16 protein-coding genes are annotated in these 19,197 nt (G+C 63.1%); 13 read left to right on the top strand and 3 right to left on the bottom strand.

Annotated elements, in window-relative coordinates:
* Positions 1-37 precede the first annotated feature (37 nt).
* The 11 genes from ACIGJE_RS32490 (at position 38) to ACIGJE_RS32440 (ending at position 14,715) form a co-directional block, all read left to right on the top strand.
* Complete coding sequence (locus ACIGJE_RS32490) at positions 38-1,072, top strand: amino acid ABC transporter substrate-binding protein (RefSeq protein ID WP_082979837.1); 1,035 nt, start codon at positions 38-40, stop codon at positions 1,070-1,072.
* Between the two features lie 92 nt (positions 1,073-1,164).
* Positions 1,165-2,301: an ABC transporter permease subunit gene (locus ACIGJE_RS32485; protein ID WP_483680682.1), complete on the top strand. Its 1,137-nt coding sequence runs from the start codon at positions 1,165-1,167 to the stop codon at positions 2,299-2,301.
* A 2-nt stretch (positions 2,302-2,303) separates the two neighbouring features.
* On the top strand, positions 2,304-3,377 hold the full coding sequence (locus ACIGJE_RS32480; RefSeq protein WP_483680680.1) for an amino acid ABC transporter permease: 1,074 nt from the start codon (positions 2,304-2,306) through the stop codon (positions 3,375-3,377).
* Positions 3,378-3,489: 112 nt separating this feature from the next.
* A complete protein-coding gene (locus ACIGJE_RS32475; RefSeq protein ID WP_483680678.1) occupies positions 3,490-4,254 on the top strand; it encodes an amino acid ABC transporter ATP-binding protein in 765 nt (254 codons plus the stop codon).
* Between the two features lie 51 nt (positions 4,255-4,305).
* Positions 4,306-5,745: an FAD-binding oxidoreductase gene (locus tag ACIGJE_RS32470; protein WP_483680676.1), complete on the top strand. Its 1,440-nt coding sequence runs from the start codon at positions 4,306-4,308 to the stop codon at positions 5,743-5,745.
* A gap of 126 nt (positions 5,746-5,871) precedes the next feature.
* Entirely contained in the window at positions 5,872-7,542 is a 1,671-nt protein-coding gene (locus ACIGJE_RS32465) for a thiamine pyrophosphate-binding protein (RefSeq protein ID WP_483680674.1), read from the top strand.
* A complete protein-coding gene (locus tag ACIGJE_RS32460; RefSeq protein ID WP_483680672.1) occupies positions 7,539-9,635 on the top strand; it encodes a hydantoinase/oxoprolinase family protein in 2,097 nt (698 codons plus the stop codon). The genes ACIGJE_RS32465 and ACIGJE_RS32460 overlap by 4 nt, the downstream gene beginning before the upstream one ends.
* Complete coding sequence (locus ACIGJE_RS32455; RefSeq protein WP_483680670.1) at positions 9,632-11,251, top strand: hydantoinase B/oxoprolinase family protein; 1,620 nt, start codon at positions 9,632-9,634, stop codon at positions 11,249-11,251. The genes ACIGJE_RS32460 and ACIGJE_RS32455 overlap by 4 nt, the downstream gene beginning before the upstream one ends.
* Entirely contained in the window at positions 11,248-12,450 is a 1,203-nt protein-coding gene (locus ACIGJE_RS32450) for a pyridoxal phosphate-dependent aminotransferase (protein ID WP_483680668.1), read from the top strand. The genes ACIGJE_RS32455 and ACIGJE_RS32450 overlap by 4 nt, the downstream gene beginning before the upstream one ends.
* Before the next feature lie 3 nt (positions 12,451-12,453).
* On the top strand, positions 12,454-13,266 hold the full coding sequence (locus ACIGJE_RS32445; RefSeq protein ID WP_483680666.1) for an NAD-dependent epimerase/dehydratase family protein: 813 nt from the start codon (positions 12,454-12,456) through the stop codon (positions 13,264-13,266).
* A gap of 459 nt (positions 13,267-13,725) precedes the next feature.
* The gene (locus ACIGJE_RS32440; protein ID WP_367626915.1) at positions 13,726-14,715 is read left to right on the top strand and encodes a DUF808 domain-containing protein; all 990 of its coding nucleotides are present in this window, start codon (positions 13,726-13,728) and stop codon (positions 14,713-14,715) included.
* Positions 14,716-14,780: 65 nt separating this feature from the next.
* Here the strand turns inward: ACIGJE_RS32440 and ACIGJE_RS32435 are convergent, their stop codons facing one another.
* From ACIGJE_RS32435 to ACIGJE_RS32425, 3 genes are all read right to left on the bottom strand, one after another.
* Positions 14,781-15,818, bottom strand: coding sequence for a phytanoyl-CoA dioxygenase family protein (locus tag ACIGJE_RS32435; protein WP_415087308.1), 1,038 nt, complete (start codon positions 15,816-15,818; stop codon positions 14,781-14,783).
* Positions 15,819-15,824: 6 nt separating this feature from the next.
* A complete protein-coding gene (locus ACIGJE_RS32430) occupies positions 15,825-16,709 on the bottom strand; it encodes a class I SAM-dependent methyltransferase (RefSeq protein ID WP_415087309.1) in 885 nt (294 codons plus the stop codon).
* 160 nt (positions 16,710-16,869) lie between these two features.
* Positions 16,870-17,778 carry a LysR family transcriptional regulator gene (locus tag ACIGJE_RS32425; RefSeq protein ID WP_415087310.1) on the bottom strand — a complete coding sequence of 303 codons (909 nt, stop codon included), beginning with the start codon at positions 17,776-17,778 and terminating at the stop codon, positions 16,870-16,872.
* A 132-nt stretch (positions 17,779-17,910) separates the two neighbouring features.
* On the opposite strand from ACIGJE_RS32425, the gene ACIGJE_RS32420 reads away from it, so the two are divergent.
* Positions 17,911-18,285 (top strand): Atu4866 domain-containing protein, encoded by a 375-nt coding sequence (locus tag ACIGJE_RS32420; RefSeq protein ID WP_394315070.1) that lies wholly within the window; start codon positions 17,911-17,913, stop codon positions 18,283-18,285.
* Positions 18,286-18,336: 51 nt separating this feature from the next.
* Positions 18,337-19,191, top strand: a complete 855-nt coding sequence (locus ACIGJE_RS32415; RefSeq protein ID WP_483680663.1) for an oxidoreductase — start codon at positions 18,337-18,339, stop codon at positions 19,189-19,191.
* Positions 19,192-19,197: the final 6 nt, after the last annotated feature.

The following is a 19,197-nucleotide window of genomic DNA, read 5'->3' as shown; positions in this document are numbered from 1 at the left end:
AACAACAAGAAAAGTCAATCACCACAGGAGAACGAAGATGAAAGCAATGAAGCGGGGAGCCACGGCCGTGGCTCTCATGGGTATCCTTTTATCCGGCGCCGCCCACGCCGCCGGTGGCAAGACCCTGGATACCGTGAAGGCGAGGGGCGTTTTGCAATGTACCGGCCATGACGGTTCTTATCTCGGTTTTGCCGAGGTGGACGACAAGGGCAACTGGAAGGGTCTGGACATTGATCTTTGCCGGGCCCTGGCCACGGCCGTGTTCGGCGATCCGGCCAAGCTGAAGATCGTGCCGATCAGCTGGGCGCAGCGTTGGCCGTCGCTGCAATCGGGCGAGGTCGATATCGTCATCAAGGCATCGGGTGCCACCCTGAGCCGCAACACGGATCTGGGCCTGCAATTCACCAATTCCTACTATCTCGGCACCACCAAGGTCATGGCTCACAAGGAGCTCGGCCTGAAGTCCCTGAAGGACGCACAGGGCGGCACGATCTGCATTCCCGCCGGCACCACGCAGGAACAGCAGGTCGCGGCCTATACCGCCAAACTCGGCATCAAGCTGGAGCCTGTCCTGATCGAGAAGACCGAAGAGCTCGAGCAGGCCTATTTCTCCGGCCGCTGCGATCTCTATGCGCAGTGGGGACCGGTGCTCGCCATCGCGCGCGCCGCCAAGGGCAAGGTCGAGGATCACATCATCCTGCCGGACGAGCTCGCGGTCGAGCCCGAAGTGATGATCACCCGCCAGAACGACGACAACTGGACCAATATCGCGAACTGGATGCTCAGCGCTCTCGTCTTCGCCGAACAGGAAGGCATCACCTCCAAGAACGTCGACGACATCCGCGCCAAGCCGACCTCACCCCAGGTCGCGAAGTTCCTCGGCGTTGCCCCGGGTATGGGCAAGGGTCTCGGCCTCTCCGATGACTGGGCCTACAACGTCATCAAGAAAGTCGGCAACTACGGCGAGATCTTCGACCGCGACCTTGGCAAGGACTCGCCCTACAAGATGGACCGCGGCCTCACCAATCTGTGGAACAATGGCGGCGTCCTGTTCCCGATGGTGATCGACTGAACCTCGGCAGCCTCCGCCCGGCTTCGGTCGGGCGGCGCACGGCCCGTTTCATGAAAGGTTGGTCGATGGGTAGCCTCCTGCGAAATCAGAAGGTGCGTAACGCACTGTTGCAACTCCTGTTTGTCGGTTCCCTTGCCGTTGTCGTCGTTGCCGGCATACTGACGGCCTGGCAGAATTTGACTGCGCAAGGCCTGTCTTTCGGCTTCGACTTTCTGTTCAGGTCCACGGGTTGGGACCTCAACTTCTCGCTGCTTCCGGTGACGGCGAACGATCCCTATTGGTGGTATTTCCTGTGCGGCATCCTGAACACCCTGTTCCTTGGTGTCAGTGGCCTGATCCTGGCGACCATCGTCGGTGGGATCGTCGGATTCGCCCGGACTTCTTCGAACGAAACCGCTCAACTTCTCGGCCGCACCTATGTTGATATATTCCGCAATATCCCTCTGATTTTGCAGGTCTTTTTCTGGTATGCGATCATTACTCACCTACCGGTGCCGAGAAATGCCTATCGGGCAGGCGATGTCTTCCTGACCAGCCGTGGCCTCTATGTCCCGATACCCAATGTCGGTGGCGCGCTCCTCGCGGCGATCATCCTGGCGCTGGTGGCGGCATGCGTTCTGCCGATCTGGATCGGACGGACGAAATATCTTCGTCGTCCCCAGGGCTCCCGGCTCGATCTGCAATGGGCGGCCGCCGGTGCTGCCCTCCTGTGCGCGCTCGCCATCCTGCTCCTCGGCCGTCCCGCCGATGGGCCCGTGTTGAACTATCCCGTCCTGCAAGGCCTGAACCTGCGGGGCGGGCTGAGGATCTCTCCCGAATTCACCGCACTGGTCATCGCTATCGCGATCTATGGCGGGTCCTACATCGCGGAGATCGTCCGCGGTGGCTTCAAGGCGGTCGGAAAAGGGCAGGTCGAGGCCGCGCAGTCCCTGGGGCTGCGTCCGTGGCAGACCTTCTCCAGGGTCCGGTTCCCACTGGCCCTGCGGGCCATGCTGCCGATCCTCGCCAATCAGTATGTCTGGCTGATGAAGGCGACGACCATGGGGATCGCCGTGGGCTTCACCGATTTCTTCATGATCGTGGCTCTCGCCATCAACCACTCCGGCCGGACGCTGGAATCCATCGGAATACTCATGGCGGGCTTCCTGGCCATCAACCTTTCGCTGGCCGCCGTCTTCAACCGTATCAACCGCGCGATCGCCCTCAAGGGCAATCAGCTGAGGGGATAGGCATGACGACTCTCGATCTGCCTGCCCCCGGCAGGATCAACACCGCGCGCCGCCGGTTTTTCAGCACGCCTCTCCAGGCGATCGTCACGATCACTTGCCTCGCGCTGATGGCGCTGATCGTCTGGAAACTGTTGAACTGGGCGATCCTCTCCGCTGTCTTCGATGCCAGCCGCGGGCCCAAGGCCTGCCAGGCGGCGGCAGGTGCCTGCTGGTCCGTCATTGCGGCGCGCTGGCGCATCATTCTCTTCGGCCTCTATCCCTATGAGGAACAATGGCGCTCGGCCCTGGCTTGCGTCATCGTGGTGGTCATGACCGTCCTGAGCTGTCTGCCGTCCTGCTGGACGGGCAGGCGCATTGCCCTGATCTGGACGTTGGGAACAGCCCTTTTCTACGTGCTGATGAAAGGCGGCGTCTTCGGCCTACCCTATGAGGGCGAGGAGGTCTGGGGCGGACTCGCACTGACCCTCTTTATCTTCGTGACGACCTGCCTAATCGGCTTTCCGCTGGCGATGTGCTTGGCCCTGCTGCGTCGGTCGGAACTGCCTTGGATCTCGAGAACGACAGGGATCATCATCGACGCCGTGCGTTCGCTTCCCCTGATCTCCATCCTGTTCACATTCGCTGTCGTCCTGCCCTTCGCCTTGCCGGGCTGGCTTCAGGGAGACAAGCTCTACCGGGTCATCGTCGGTTCGGCGCTCTTCTTTTCGGCCTATCAGGCCGAGATCATCCGGGGTGGCATGCAGGGTGTGCCCAAGGGCCAGGAAGAGGCGGCAATGGCGCTTGGCCTGAATTATTGGCAGCGCATCAGCCGGATCGTCATGCCGCAGGCCATGCGCAACGCGCTGCCGGCCACGATCAACCAGTTCGTGATTTCATTCAAGGAAACCTCGCTGGTCGTCATCGTCGGCTTCTTCGAAGTGCTGGCCTCGGGCAACGCCGCCTACGGCACCGGCGATTGGCGCTTCGCCTATGTCGAAGTCTACGTCTTCATCGCCCTGATCTATTTCGTCTTCGTCTTCAGTCTGTCTCGCTATGGCGCCTATCTCGAGCGCCGGATGGCGATTGGCGAACGCTAGAGCAAAGTGCGATTTCTCCGAATTGCCCTTCCTCTCTAACTCTTTGTTTTGACGCGCTTTCTTAATCGAAAAGTCTATCAACTTTTCTGGAAAACGCTCTAGGGAGCTCCAAATGCCCGAATCCAATGCCACGTCCAGCACCGGCAGCGCCGTCGAGATCACGGGGATGAACAAGTTCTACGGCAATTTCCACGCTTTGAGGGACATCAACCTTACGGTTCGGCGCGGCGAGAAGATCGTCGTGTGTGGTCCCTCGGGGTCCGGAAAGTCGACGATGATCCGCTGCATCAATCGCCTGGAGCAGCACAATTCGGGCGATATCGTCGTCCTGGGCACCGAGTTGAACGACGATATCGGCAATATCGACGAGATCCGCCGCGAAGTCGGCATGGTGTTCCAGCACTTCAACCTGTTCCCGCATATGACCGTGCTCGAGAACTGCGTGCTCGCGCCGATGTTGGTGCGCAAGACCCCGCGCGCCGAGGCCGAAGCAACAGCGCTACGCTATCTCCAGAAGGTGCGGATCCCCGAACAGGCAAGCAAATATCCCGGACAGCTCTCGGGCGGGCAGCAGCAGCGCGTCGCGATCGCGCGTGCGCTCTGCATGCAACCCCAGATCATGCTGTTCGATGAGCCGACCTCGGCGCTCGATCCCGAGATGATCTCGGAAGTACTGGATGTCATGGTCACGCTGGCATCCGAAGGCATGACGATGATCTGTGTGACGCATGAGATGGGCTTTGCGCGCCGTGTCGCGGATCGGGTGATCTTCATGGATGCCGGGGAGATCGTCGAACAGGCACCCCCCGAGGAATTCTTCACCTCTTCGGGGAACGAGCGCACCCGCCAGTTCCTCTCCCAGGTCATCGGCCACTGAGTGGCTCGGCACGGGTGAAGCCCATCTCCTTATCCATTCGAGGCTCGACGCATGCTTGACCTCCATGACAGATTGTCGGGGCTGCTCGGCAGCAAAGGCTGGCTTTCGCAAGCCGATGCCGCTCCCTACCAGCGTGACTGGCTGGATCGCTTCGGCGTCGCGCCGCTCGGTGTTGCTCGGCCTGCCGACACGCAGGAGGTCGCCGAGGTCGTCAAGGCATGCCGCGCAGCCGGTGTCAGCATCGTGCCGCAGGGAGGCAATACCGGCCTTTGTGGAGGCGCCGTCGCCCATGGGCAGGACACCGTCATCCTGTCGCTGTCGCGCATGACTCATATCGAACCGCCCGAAGCGGAGAGCGGATCGATACGGGTCGGTGCCGGCGTGGTGCTGTCCGCACTGCACGAGGTGGTGGAACGCCACGGGTTGATCTTCCCACTGCATCTGGGCGCGGAAGGCAGCGCGAGAATCGGTGGACTGATCGGGACGAATGCCGGTGGCAGCCAGGCCTTTCGTTATGGCCTGATGCAGGATCTGGTTCTCGGCCTCGAAGTGGTGCTGCCGGATGGAGAAATCTGGAACGGCCTGCGCTCGGTCCTCAAGGACAATGCCGGCTATCAGCTCCGCAAGCTCTTCGCGGGGTCAGAGGGCACGCTCGGGGTGATCACGCGGGCGGTGCTCCGATTGTTTCCCGCCCCGCGGACCCGCGTGACCGCCTTGTTGGCGCTGCCGAGCCATGAGGCCGCGATGGCCTTCGGCGCCCTGGTGCGAAGAGAGGCGGCCGAATTCACCTCGGCGCTCGAATTCTTCTCGGATTTCGGCGTATCGCTGGCCCTGAAGCATGTCGCGGGACTGGCCTTTCCGCTGGAAAGCCGCGACGCTGCCTATGTGCTCGTCGAGCTGACGGCCGGGTCGGCGCTGGTACCGCTCGACGACATCCTGGCCTCTCTGCTGGAGCAGGGCATGGCCCAAGGGCTGGTCAGCGACGGCGCCCTGGCGATGTCGGAGGCGCAGCGGGCGCATTTCTGGCGGTTGCGGGAGGAGCAGCCCGAGGGCCAGCGCCTGGAAGGGCAGCAGGTCAAGAACGACATCTGCGTGCCGCCGGGCAAGATCGCAGCCTTTATCGCGGCCGGCGGCCAGATTTGTCAGGAGATTCTTCCGGGCGCCCGGGTGAACCCTTTCGGCCATCTCGCCGACGGCAATATCCACTACAACATTTCCCCTCCCGAAGGAGGGGAAATGGCGGCCGACAGCATCCCCGCGCTCGTGCAGGCGCTCGCCTCCCTGGCAACCGGCATGGACGGCAGCTTCGCGGCGGAGCATGGCCTCGGCCGTTCGAAAGTCGCCCTGGCGGACAATTCGAGGCATTCGACGGAACGCGCACTGATGCTTGCGCTGAAGCAGGCGCTCGACCCTGCCGGCATCATGAATCCGGGCGTGGTCGTGGCCTCCACTTGGCAAAGAAGAACTTTCCAAATGCCGGGCATTTCTTGATTTCGCTTCGGGCCGTCTGAAGGCACGGTCTTGGGACAGGACGTGGTCAGGGCGACGCGATACGGGCCCTCGGGGCGAGGCGACATCGTGGCACCCAACAGGCCATCCAGGAAAGGAAATTTGGATATGACGCGCAACGGGGGCGGGCTGCTGGTCGATTGCCTTGTGTCGCTGGGAGCGACCAAGAGCTTCGGCGTTCCCGGCGAAAGCTACCTGGCGGTTCTGGATGCGCTGCACGATCAGGTCGGCAAGTTCGATTATGTGCTGTGCCGCAACGAGGGCGGCGCCGCGTTCATGGCTGCCGCGTATGGCAAGCTGACCGGCACCCCCGGGATCTGCTTCGTCACCCGGGGCCCGGGCGCTACCAATGCCAGCATCGGTGTACATACCGCCATGCAGGACAGCGTGCCGATGATCCTGTTCGTCGGACAGGTTGGGCGGGATATGAAGGGCCGCGAGGCCTTCCAGGAACTCGACTATCGGGCCGTGTTCGGCACGCTTGCCAAATGGGCCGTCGAGATCGACGAGGTCTCGCGGATTCCGGAGGTTCTCGCGCGGGCATGGGCGACTGCGCTGACGGGACGGCCTGGTCCGGTGGTCATCGCGCTGCCTGAGGACATGCTGACCGCGCTGACGGATGCGCAGCCGATCAGCCGGCCTGTGCCGATCTTCGAGCCAACTCCCGATGCCACCGCTCTGGCAGCGACGCGCGCGCTCATCGCAGACTCGCGAAGGCCTCTGGTCCTGATCGGCGGCGCCAACTGGAATGCGGACGGCCGCGCGGCCCTACAGTCCTTCGCCGAGGCTTCGGACATCCCGGTCGTCTGCGCCTTCCGCTACCAGGACCAGTTCGACAACGGCTCTCCGGTGTTCGTGGGCGAGGCCGGCGTCGGCATGGCGCCCCACGTCAAGGAACTGATCCGCGACGCCGATGTCATCGTCGCTGTCAATGTGCGTTTCGGCGAGATGACGACGGATGGGTATTCGCTGCTGTCCGTGCCGAAGCCGGCCCAGAAGCTCGTGCATGTGCACGCCTCGGACCGCGAGATCGGCAAGATCTACATCCCCTCCATCGGCATTCAAGCCGGCCCCAATGCGTTCGTCCGAGCACTGAACCCGGTGAAGGGGGATTGGGGCGCATGGCGGGAACAAGCGCGCATGAAATATGAGGCGACCTTCGACGCCCCGCCGCAGCCCGGCCCTGTTGACATGGTCGAGGTGAGCGCCTGGCTGCGCGACAATCTGCCGGAGGATGTCATCCTCACAAATGGTGCCGGCAATTTCACCGTCTGGCCCAACAAATTCTTCAAGTTCGGTCCCAGGGCCCGCCTGCTGGCACCGCAATCGGGCGCGATGGGCTATGGCCTGCCGGCGGCGATTGCGGCCAAGGTGGCTGTTCCCTTCCGCACCGTCGTCTGCTTCGCCGGTGATGGCGACTTCCAGATGAACTGCCAGGAACTCGGCACAGCGATGCAGGCCGGGGCGCAGCCCATCGTCCTGATCGTCAACAATGGCATCTACGGCACCATTCGCGCCCATCAGGAGCGCACCTATCCGGCGCGCGTCTCAGGCACCACGCTCGAGAACCCTGATTTCGTCGAGCTGGCGAGGGCTTACGGTTTCCATGCCGAAAGGGTGAGTGCCACGCGCGACTTCCCGGCCGCCTTCGGCCGCGCCCTGAAATCGACGACCGGTGCGGTACTCGACATCGTGGTGTCGCCGGAAGCCCTGACGCCGCGCCAAACCCTCTCACAGATGCGCGCCGTCGCGCTCGCTTCGCAAAAGGTCAAAGCATGAATACGGCCAGGCAAGATATCCGTGTCGGCGCCGATATCGGTGGTACCTTCACCGACATCGCGCTCGACCTGCGAGGCAGGATTTTCTCCACCAAAGTCCTGACGAATTATGCGGCGCCCGAGCAGGCGATCCTCGACGGCATCGAGATCGTGACGCGGAACGCGGGCATTTCCGCATCCGAGATCGGCATCGTCATCCATGGCACGACCCTCGCGACCAACGCCCTGATCGAGCGGCGCGGCGCCAAGACGGCCCTGATCACGACCGAGGGATTCCGCGACGTGATCGAGATGCGTACGGAAAACCGCTTCGAGCAGTACGATCTCAATCTGCGCCTGCCGACGCCGCTGATCCCGCGCGAACATCGTTACGCCGTCAAGGGCCGCATCGGCGCTGAAGGGCAGGAACTGCAGCCCCTGGACGAGGTCGCCATGGAGGAGATCGCCGAAGCCATTGCCGGCGGCGGGTTCGGCGCGGTGGCGATTGGCTTCATTCATTCCTATGCGAACCCCTCGCATGAACGCCGCGCCCGCGAGATTCTCGCCGCCAAGCTCGACCTGCCGATCTCGATCAGCGCCGAGGTCTCGCCCCAGATGCGCGAGTTCGAGCGCTTCAACACGGTCTGTGCCAACGCCTATGTGCGGCCGCAGATGGCTGATTATCTCGCGCGCCTCCAGACCCGCTTGAAGGACATGGGCGCAAACTGCCCCGTCTTCATGATCCATTCCGGCGGCGGGCTGATTTCGGTCGAGACAGCCTCGGAGTTCCCGGTCCGCCTCGTCGAGTCGGGGCCTGCGGGTGGCGCGATCTTCGCAGCCGATATCGCCAGGCGCTTTGGCCTCAACCACGTCGTCTCCTACGACATGGGCGGCACGACCGCGAAGATCTGCCTCATCGAGGACTTCACGCCGCGTACCGCGCGCACCTTCGAAGTCGCGCGGACCTACCGCTTCTGCAAGGGCTCCGGCATGCCCATCTCGATCCCGGTGATCGAGATGATCGAGATCGGCGCCGGCGGCGGCTCAATCGCCTGGGTCGATGCGATGGGACGTATCCAGACCGGCCCGGAAAGCGCCGGCTCGGAACCGGGGCCGGCCTGCTACGGGCGCGGCGGCAAGCGTCCCGCCATCACCGATGCCGACTTGGTGCTGGGCAAGCTCGACCCCGACAATTTCGCCGGCGGCGCGATCAGGCTCGACATGGCGGCCTCGAAACAGGCGATCGCGCGGGATGTGGGGGAACGGCTCTCCCTTGAAGCGACCGCAGCGGCTTTCGGCATCTGCGAGGTCGTGGACGAGAACATGGCTAACGCCGCCCGCGTCCACGCGGTCGAGAACGGCAAGAACATTTCCGACAATTTGATGATCGCCTTCGGGGGGGCGGCACCGCTCCATACGGCCCGGCTGTGCGAGAAACTGAACATCGACCAGTGCCTGGTGCCGCAGGGGGCCGGCGTCGGCTCCGCCATAGGCTTCCTCAAAGCTCCGTTCGGCTATGAGGCACTGGCCTCCCGCCTGACGCGCCTTTCCCGCTTCGACGTGACGGAGGCCAACGCCCTTCTCGCCGAGCTCCGCAAATCCGCAGAAGGCTTCGTGCGGGCGGGGACCGACGGTAAGATCCTCTGCGAGGTCACGGCCTTCATGCGCTATGCGGGGCAGGGCTGGGAGATTCCGGTGCCGGTACCTGACACGCATCTCGGCAGCGATGCCGGACGCCTTCTAGAGAACCTGTTCCTCGACAACTACCAGCGCTTCTTCGGCCGTGCCATCGACGGATTGGATGGCCTCGAGATCGAGATCGTCACCTGGTCGGTCAAGGCGACCGACCAGCGGCCGGCGTCCCGGCAGCATACGCTGACCCTGGGCACCCGAAGCGTTGCACCGGCCGCGAAGCGCGAGGTCTTCGATCCTGCGGCCGGCGCACTGCAGACTTACGCCATCATCGAGCGGGAAACGCTTCAGGCCGGCGACCGCGTCAGCGGTCCTGCGGTCCTGGTCGAACGCGAGACCTCGACGGTCGTGACCTCACCTTTCGATGCCGTCATCCAGAGCGACGGTTCGATCCTTCTCGTTCGCAAAGGCAGTCAGCCATGAGCAACATTGCCGAGATCCGCATGCAGGTGATGTGGAACCGCTTGATCTCCGTCGTCGAGGAGCAGGCCCTGACACTCTTGCGTACGGCCTTTTCCACCTCGGTGCGTGAATCGGGAGACTTGTCGGCCGGTGTCTTCGACCCACGGGGCAAGATGCTGGCGCAGGCGGTCACGGGTACGCCGGGCCATGTCAACACCATGGCGGAAGCCGTGCTCCATTTCATGAACGAGATCCCTCGCGAGAACATGTTCGAGGGGGATACCTACGTCACCAACGATCCCTGGCTGGGCACCGGCCATCTGCATGACATCACCATGGTGTCGCCGTCCTTTCGCAATGGCGAACTCGTCGCCTTCTTCGCCTGCACGGCGCATGTGGTCGATGTCGGTGGCCGAGGCTTTGGTGCAGACGGCAAGTCCGTCTACGAAGAGGGCATCCAGATCCCGATCATGAAGTTCGCCGAGAAGGGCAAGGTCAACGCCGACCTCGTCAGGATCCTGCGTGTGAACGTGCGCGAACCGAACCAGGTCGTGGGCGATTTCTACTCGCTCGCGGCCTGCAATGAAGTCGGCCACCGCCGCCTCGTCGCCATGATGGACGAGATCGGCCTGCCCTCGCTCGACGCACTCGGCGATTTCATCTTCTCGCGTACGCGCAATGCCATGATGGAGCGCATCGAGGCGTTGCCGAAGGGGAGCTGGTCCAACGAACTGGTCACGGACGGCTATGACGAGCCGGTCAAGCTGGCGGCGACGGTTTCCGTGCGCGACGACCATGTCGATGTCGACTTCACCGGCACCGATGCGATGAGCCGGTGGGGGATCAACTGCCCGATCATCTACAGCAAGGCCTATGCCTGCTATGCGCTCAAATGCGTGGTGGCGCCGGACATCCCGAACAATGCGGCCTCGCTGGACTTCTTCACGGTAACCTCGCCGGTCAACATCCTGAACGCGGTGAGGCCGGCGCCAGTGGCGCTCAGGCACATCTTCGGCCATATGGTGCCGGATCTGGTACTGGGTGCCCTGGCCCAGGCTCTGCCCGGGAAGATCCTCGCCGAGGGAGCAGGCGCGCTCTGGAACATCCACATTTCCGTGCGCCCTGTCGTTCGTGGCGAGGGGCGCAAGGCCGAAGTGCTGATGTTCAATTCCGGCGGCATGGGCGCCCGGCCCGATCTCGACGGGCTGTCGGCGACCGCTTTCCCCTCGGGCGTGCACACCATGCCGATCGAGGCGACCGAGCACACCGGTCCCATCGTGATCTGGCGCAAGGAGCTGCGGCCCGGCTCGGGCGGCGACGGCGAGCTGCGTGGCGGGCTTGGCCAGATCATCGAGATCCAGGCCATCGACGGACACGAGTTCGATTTCTCCGCGATGTTCGATCGCGTTCGTCATCCGCCAAGGGGACGCAATGGCGGTGAGGACGGCAAGCCCGGCAGCGTGCGCCTCGATGACGGCACGGCACTGAAGCCGAAGGGCTGGCAGCATGTCCCGGCGGGCCGCCGGCTGATCCTGGAGCTGCCGGGGGGAGGGGGCTATGGAGATCCCTCCAGACGCAGCCCGGATGCCAGGGCGCAAGACAGATCCAAGGGATATGTGCTGGAGAGCGGCAAGTGAGCTACATTTCATCCCGATTGTCAGTCGTCAAACCCTCCGCCTCGATGGCGGCTTCGCAGGCCGCCAAGGCTCTCAGGGCAAAGGGGGTCGATGTCATCGACCTCGGTCTCGGCGAACCCGATTTTCCGACGCCGGCCCACATCATCGACGCCGCCTATGCCGCAGCCAGGGCAGGCCAGACCCTCTATACCGGGGCGAACGGCACGCCGGAGGTGCGGGCAGCGATTGCCGGCAAGTTCAAGCGCGAGAACGGGCTGGACTATGGTGCCGATGACATCGTCGTGGCCAATGGCGCCAAGCAGATCATCTTCAATGCGTTGATGGCGACGCTGGAGACGGGCGACGAGGCAATCCTGCCGGCGCCCTATTTCGTGTCCTATCCGGAGATGGTGAAGCTTCTCGGCGGCACGCCGGTCATCGTCGAGTGCCCGGAGACGACCGGCTTCCGGCTGACGCCGGAGCTGCTTGAGCGGGCGATCACCCCGAGGACCAAATGGTTGTTCCTGAACATGCCGGGAAATCCCTCCGGTGCGGTCTATTCGACGGACGAGCTCAGGGCGCTGGGGGCCGTGCTGGCCCGCTACCCGCAGGTGCTCGTCCTTTCCGACGAGATCTACGAGCACATCCTCTTCGATAATCGCCAATTCGTGTCTTTCGGCGTGGCCTGTCCCGAGCTCAGGGAGCGCAGCCTGATCGTCAATGGCGTGTCGAAGGCCTACGCCATGACCGGCTGGCGGGTCGGCTACGCGGCCGGTCCGGCACCGCTCGTCAAGGCGATGGGCACGATCCAGAGCCAGTCGGTGACGTCGGTCTGCTCGATTGCGCAGGCCGCCACGATCGCCGCACTGAATGGCCCGCAGGAAGAGGTCTCTCGTTTCCGCAAGGCCTTCGAAGCCCGGCGCAATCTGGTGGTCGAGGGCATCCGGCAGGTCAACGGCTTGTCGCTGTCCCCGCCCGAGGGCGCCTTCTACGCCTATATCGGCTGCGTGAGCCTGATCGGCCGCCGAACGCCGAAGGGCGAGGTCCTGGCCGACGATGCCGCGGTGGCCTCCTATCTCCTGAACGAGGGGCGCGTGGCCTCGGTGCCTGGCGCCGCCTACGGTCTGTCACCCTATTTTCGCATCTCCACCGCCACAAGCGAGGAAGTGCTGTCGGAAGCGATCGCGCGGATCAAAGCCGCCGTCGGTCAAGTGGAGTAAGTCATGCCCCCTTACAAGCGTATCCTGATCACCGGCGCTGCCGGCCGACTGGGGAGCCATTTGCGTACGGGTCTCGCGCCGCTGGCTGAGAAGATCCGGCTGGCGGGGCGTCATCCTTTCGAGAACCTGGCTCCGAACGAGGAAGAGGCAGTATTCGATCTGTCCGACATGGAAGCGACGATCGCCGCCACCGAGGACTGCGACGCGATCGTCCATTTCGGTGGTGCATCTCTCGAAAGTCCTTGGCAGACGATCCTGGATTCGAGTATTCGCGGCTCCTATCATATCTATGAAGGCGCCCGGAAACACGGCACCAGACGTGTGATCTACGCCTCATCCGTGCATGCGATCGGCTTTCACGAAATCGAATCCCACATCGGTGTCGACGCGCCTGTGCGGCCCGACAGCCTCTACGGCGTGTCGAAGAACTTCGTCGAAAGCCTCAGCCGGCTTTACTGGGACAAGTTCGGCATCGAGACGGCCTGCTTGCGGATCTTCTCGTCCTTTCCGGAACCGACGGACCGGCGCATGCTCTGGTCCTATCTCTCCTTCGCCGACTGCGTGCGCCTGGTGGAAGCGTCTTTGACCGCGCCGCGCGTTGGGCACACCATCTCGTTCGGGATTTCGGATAACACGGTCAAGATGGTCGACAACAGCGGCGCCGACCATCTCGGCTTCGTGCCGCTCGACAATTCCGAAAGCTTCCGCGCGAGTGTGGAGGCCAGGACTCCCGTCCCCGATCCGAAGGCGCCATCGGTCAAGTTTTTGGGGGGATGGTTCTGCGAACTCGGCCATCCCGACGACGAGAAGAAATAAGCTTCCCGCCAAAGCAGCCAAAGAGCGATGCCGCGAACGTCATGACATCGTTCTCTTTCTTGTGCTCTGAAGCGGCACGCGGCACCGGTGTCGATCCGTATTCGCAGTTCCCATGGTGGTTTTGAAGTGAGCCGTTTGGACAATCACCTACATCATAATCTCGCAGGAAACCGCGATTTCGGACACTATGGCGTGCCAGAGCGTAAAGCTTAGTTGCGTTCCCCCGCAACCAAATATAACCGAATACACAACAAGCCCCGCGTGTGCCTCGCTCCGCGGGGTCTTTGCTTGTAAAACACAAAACACGACCGCCGCAGCCCGGTGGCCTGAATAGTGGCTGCCACGGGAGAGGGCCTTCCATGCTGCACGCGCGAGCAAGCGCACACAATGGCGTTCTTGGGCTTGAAACATGGCATCCCCGTCCGGTATTGACTGCTACGGAGCTGAATTGGGGGTGCAATGAGTGTTGGCCTGATCGCCCTTCTCGACGATGTCGCGGCCTTGGCAAAAGTTGCCGCCGCCTCGCTGGACGACATCGCAGGCCAGGCGGCCAAGGCAGGTGCCAAGGCAGCCGGCGTCGTGATTGACGATGCGGCCGTCACGCCGCGCTACGTCACCGGCTTTGCGGCCAAGCGCGAGTTGCCGATCATCGGCAAGATCGCCGCCGGCTCGCTCAAGAACAAGCTTCTGATCCTGTTGCCGGCCTCGCTTGCGCTCAGCCTGTTTGCGCCGCAGGCGATCACGCCCCTGCTGATGATTGGCGGAGTCTATCTTTGCTATGAGGGCGTGGAGAAGATCTACGAACTTGTCGTGCCGCACGCAGCCCATCAGCATGAAGCGGAGCTCGCTTCGATCAATCCCAATGCGCAATCCTTCGAGGACCAGAAAGTCGCGAGCGCGATCAAGACGGATTTCATCCTGTCCGCCGAAATCATGGCCATCACGCTCGGCTCCGTTCCCGACAGTAGCTTCGTGGCGCAGGCCGTCATCCTGGCCGTGGTCGGTATCGGGATCACGGCCGCGGTTTATGGCGTGGTTGCCCTTATCGTGAAGGCCGATGATCTCGGTGTGGCGATGGCGAAGGCGACTTCTCCTTCGCCAATGGGCCGGCTGCTGCGCGGAATGGGTCGCGCTCTCGTCGTCGGCATGCCCCATTTCCTCAAGGTGCTGGGCCTGATCGGCATCGCGGCGATGATCTGGGTCGGTGGCGGCATCATCCTGCATGGCTTCGAGGCTTATGGCTTGGGTGCTGTCAGCCACTTCCTCCACGAGACCGCCGAAGCGGCGGCACACAGCCTGCCGGCGGCCGGCGGAGTGGTATCATGGCTGGTCCAGGCGGCGGGCTCCGGACTGGCAGGCATTGGCGTGGGATTGGTGACCATTCCGGTGATCAGCTATGTCGTCACGCCGATCTGGCGCCGGCTTAAGCCAAAGCCCCGCAGCGCCTGATCTCGAGGGTACATCCCGTCCACGCGACCTTTCAGATCTTTCCGATATTGTCCTGCCGGAGGGCGTTACAGGTGCTCGTCGATCGCCGGGGGGGCATAGAGCCCGTTCTTATGCAGGCGGGTGGCATTGCCCGAAAGGTCGTGATAGGTGAACGCGCCCTGCGCGAAGTAATGGCAGACCATTGCCTTGCGGGAAAGCTTGAGATCCTTGCGAGGCGAGCCGCCATGCAGCAGGTCGGCATGCCAGAACAAGACGTCCCCGGCCTTGGCGAGGAAGTATTTCGGCTCGAGGCCCAACATATCGATGTAGTGGCGGATGGTCGGTTCGTAGCGTGAGCTGTAGACGCCCATATTTTCCTTGAAGGCTCGGGGCGGGATGCCGAGTTCCCCGCTGAGCAGGGGAGGTACGAGCTTGTGGCTGCGCGGATAATATTCCAGAGGCCCGCAATCGGTGCCGACATCCTCGAATGCTATCCAGCTGGCCAGCATATAGCCGAGCGGATAGGTCGTCATGTGGATGGTGTCGGAATGTGGGCTCTGCCAGCTGCCCTTATGTCCCATGATGGTCTGGAACGGCAGGGTCTTGCGCCCGAACAGCACGTCGGAAATTCTCAATATCCCGGGGTGTTGCTGCAGCTCGCGCAGGATTGGCACCGGGATGTGAGGGTCAAGCGTACGGCCGGGATGGATATCCTCGGGGCCTCGGCTTTCGGCAGGGGCGGTTATCGTCCCCTCGGCGATCGCTTTTTCATAGGCCGTCCAGACGCGATCGAGGAGTTCCGCTTCGATCAGGCCGGGCGCGACGTAGTAACCCTCGAATATCCATTGCTTGCACATCGCGGCTTCGTCATCGCTGAGCTCGCCGGCGGCATGGCGACGTTCGACCTCCAGCAGCGCGTTGGGCCGGTCGAGCCAGCAGGCCGGACCGCTGATGGGGAAAGCATCGCCGCGAAACTCCTCGACGGCTTCGAGATCGACCGGCCTTTCCGCGATATAGGCTTCCCGGAATTTTCGCTCGAGCACCAGGGGACTTTCCTTTTGGCGCTCGTTCTTCTTCGCCTTGGTCTTGATGCCCCGACGGATGAAATTCGCTAGCCCCAACACGTTGTCTTACCTTTCAGCCTGCTGAACCGTTCGCCGGGCGAAGACGGAAAATGACGGACCGTTGACGTGCTGGGGATCGTCATGGGCAATGCGCAGGTCGTCGAACCCCAGAGCCCCGAGAACTACAAGAAGGTCTTCCTTCTCCATCCAGTAATGTCGATTGACCGGGCCGCCGCAATATGCCGATTTCTTCCAGGCGCCATAATAACTGCGCTCGTGCAATTTGACATTCCTGCCGTGAAACGCGACTTCGTGGCAAAGCTCTTTATAGGGGGGCTTCTGCGACTTGAACGGGACGCGCCTGAGATCTTCGGGTGGCATGGCTGTTTCGTCGAAATAATGCGTCCAGAAATATATCGCGTCGGTCCTTGCCGCCAGCAGTTCGAGCAATCGCAGCGGCTCTTCCATATGATAGAGGACGCCGCAGGCCACGATGAGGTCGTAGGGCGGGTCCTTTCGCTCCAGCCATTTGACGAAGTCGCCAAGGTGAAAACGGGCGCGTTGCAGACCGAAGATCTCCTTGGCGATCAGGCAGCGCAAGAACGCTTTCTTATTGGCTTCCACCGCGTCGAGGACCTCCGGCCCGTGCCTGTCCAGCATCATCGAATGGGACCCTTCCAGGGGACCCAATTCGAGAATGCGCCGGCCTGCGACGGGCCCGAATTGCTCAATGGCCCAATGGATCCTGCCGTCCTCATGCATATGGGCCGGCCCCGCCTGGATGCCCAATTCCGACGGGAAGGCGTGATTCCATCCCGGGATCAAGTCGACTGCATTCTGCGGCGAAGGCTCGGAGAAAACATATCCATCGGTCAAATGGAATTCTTCGATATCTTCTTTCGATTTTGCCGCTCGTACACGGCGAAAAATCTGCTGAAGTGGATTGGCCATTTCTTCCTACGCTATAGAAGCATTCCTTCCCAAGTTGTCCGTTTGGGTCTGGCTGTCAATCATATCCGCAGTAAATTTTACGTCGCTTATCCAGTCGGTTCAGTGAGTTATGCGGTTTCGCCAACTTGCATGGCCGAGAAAGCGATCTGTCCGTTGTATTTCAGGACACATCGGCATGGCGTGCCCATTTGTGCAGATGATCGACCAGCGCCCGCAGCTTCGCCGGCTGGCGCTGGCGTCGTGGGTAATAGAGATAGAAGCCGGCAAAGGGTGGCCCGAACGTTTCGAGCAGCGGCATCAGTTCGCCGCGATCGAGATAGCTGCGAAAAGTGTCGTAGACGCCGAAGGTGATGCCGGCACCGGCGCGGGCCAGCCGGATCATGGTGGCCATGTCGTTGGTCGTCACCTTGGGCTCGACGGCGATCTCGAAGTCACGGCCGTTCTCGGTGAATTCCCAGCGATAGGGGGCGAGGTCGGGTCGGGCGCGCCAGCCGATGCAGTCATGGGCCAGGAGGTCGCGCGGATGCTGCGGGGTGCCGCAGCGGGCAAGATAGTCGGGCGAGGCCACAGCCAATTGGCGCTGTTCGCCCGAAACGGGGATGGCGATCATATCCTGTTCGATCACCTCGCCCAGCCGCACCCCGGCATCGAAACCGGCCTGCACGATGTCGTCTTCCTCGTCCGTCACCGTGAGGTCGAGACGGATGCCGGGATGGGCCTGCAGGAACCCCGTCAGGGCGGCGCCGGACAGGAAGGTCTCGGCGATCGAGGAGACACTGATCCGGAGCGTGCCGGTTGGGCGTCCACGTTCGTCTTGAACTGCCCGCAGCGCCGTCTTCACCTCTGACAATGCCGGACTGACGGTCCGATAGAACTGTTCGCCCGCCTCGGTCAGGCGCACGCTGCGCGTGGTGCGCTGCACGAGCGCGACGCCGAGGCGATCCTCCAGGCGCTGCAGGCCCTGGCTGACGGCGGAGCGGGTGACGCCCAGTCGCTCGGCGGCGAGGCGGAAACTGCCGGCCTCCGCCACGGCGGCAAAGGTGGACATGCCTTCGAACACATCGGTCATTGGTTAGATAATCTAACCAAGTCATTTCAGATTGGCAACTCGATCGCGCCAATTCGTCGGTCTAGGGTGCGTTCCAGCGGGGCCGATGGTCGGCCCCGTGCGAAATGGGAACCGGACGCGAGGAGGATGGCCATGGTGCATTGCAATGTCGCCACGCAGATCGCGGCCCATGCGGTGGTCGTGACCCTGCTGACGGGAGCGAACCCGGCGCTGGCCTCGAATGCGCCGTCTCCCGGCCAGGATCAGATCATGACAAATGAGGCGAACATGGCTGAACACCCCTATGTGGGGATGTGGGTCACGGAAGACGGCCATATCCGGCAGGAATTGCTGGCGAACGGGCGCTATGACGAAGCGCGCGGCAGCCGCAGGAGTGCCTATCGCGGCCGCTACGAGGTCCGCGGCGCGCACATCGATTATTGGGACGACACCGGCTTCACCGCAGATGGCGAATTCGTCGACCGCGACACGCTGCATCACGGCGGCATGGTGTTTCGGCGCCGCTAAGCGGCTGCCGGGTTGGAACTCTGCGCTCCGGCCGAAAGAGAGGATACCGACATGACAAAGCAAACACCGGTCTGGTTCATCACGGGGGCCTCCTCAGGCCTCGGCCAGGCATTGGCACAGGCCGTTCTCGCCAGAGGATGGCGGGCGGTCCTGGCAGCGCGGCGGCTGGAAGCGCTGGCCGAACCTGCCGCCGCGCATGGCGAGCGCGCTCTCGCCGTCAAACTCGACGTGACGGATCCCGGCGCGGTGGAGAAGGCCGTGGCGGCGGCCGAGGCTCGCTTCGGGCGCATCGACGTCGCCGTCAACAATGCCGGCTATGGCTATCTGGCGGCGATCGAGGAGGGCGAGGACGCGGCAATCCGGGCCCAGTTCGAAACCAATGTCTTCGGGCTGATCGGCGTCACCAAGCGGATCTTGCCCGGCATGCGGGCGCGCCGGAGCGGGCATATCGTCAATATCTCGTCCCTGGGCGGCCTCGTGGCCTTTGCGGCGACCGGCTATTACCACGCCACCAAATTCGCGGTGGAAGCCCTGTCGGAATCGCTTGCCCAGGAGGTCGCGCCGCTCGGCATCAAGGTGACGATCGTCGAGCCCGGGGCCTTCCGCACCGATTGGGCTGGCCGCTCCATGGTGGAGGCGCCCACCGTCATCGCCGATTATGCCGAGACCGCCGGCAGGCGCCGCGGGCAGACCCGCGCCGTTTCCGGGCGGCAGCCCGGCGATCCCGCCCGCGCCGCGCTTGCCATCATCAAGGCGGTCGAAGCGCCGGAACCGCCGCTGCGCCTGCTGCTCGGGGCGCCGGCCTTGCGCATCGCCCGCCAAAGGCTGGAGGCGCTGAGCTTCAATTTCGAGACCTGGGCCGAGACCACGCTGAGCGCCGATTTTCCCGAGCCGGCGGAGGCCTGATGCCGC

The sequence above is a fragment of the Labrys sp. E2SS-1L genome (assembly GCF_057073705.1).
This window is presented reverse-complemented; position numbering and strand designations above follow the sequence as displayed.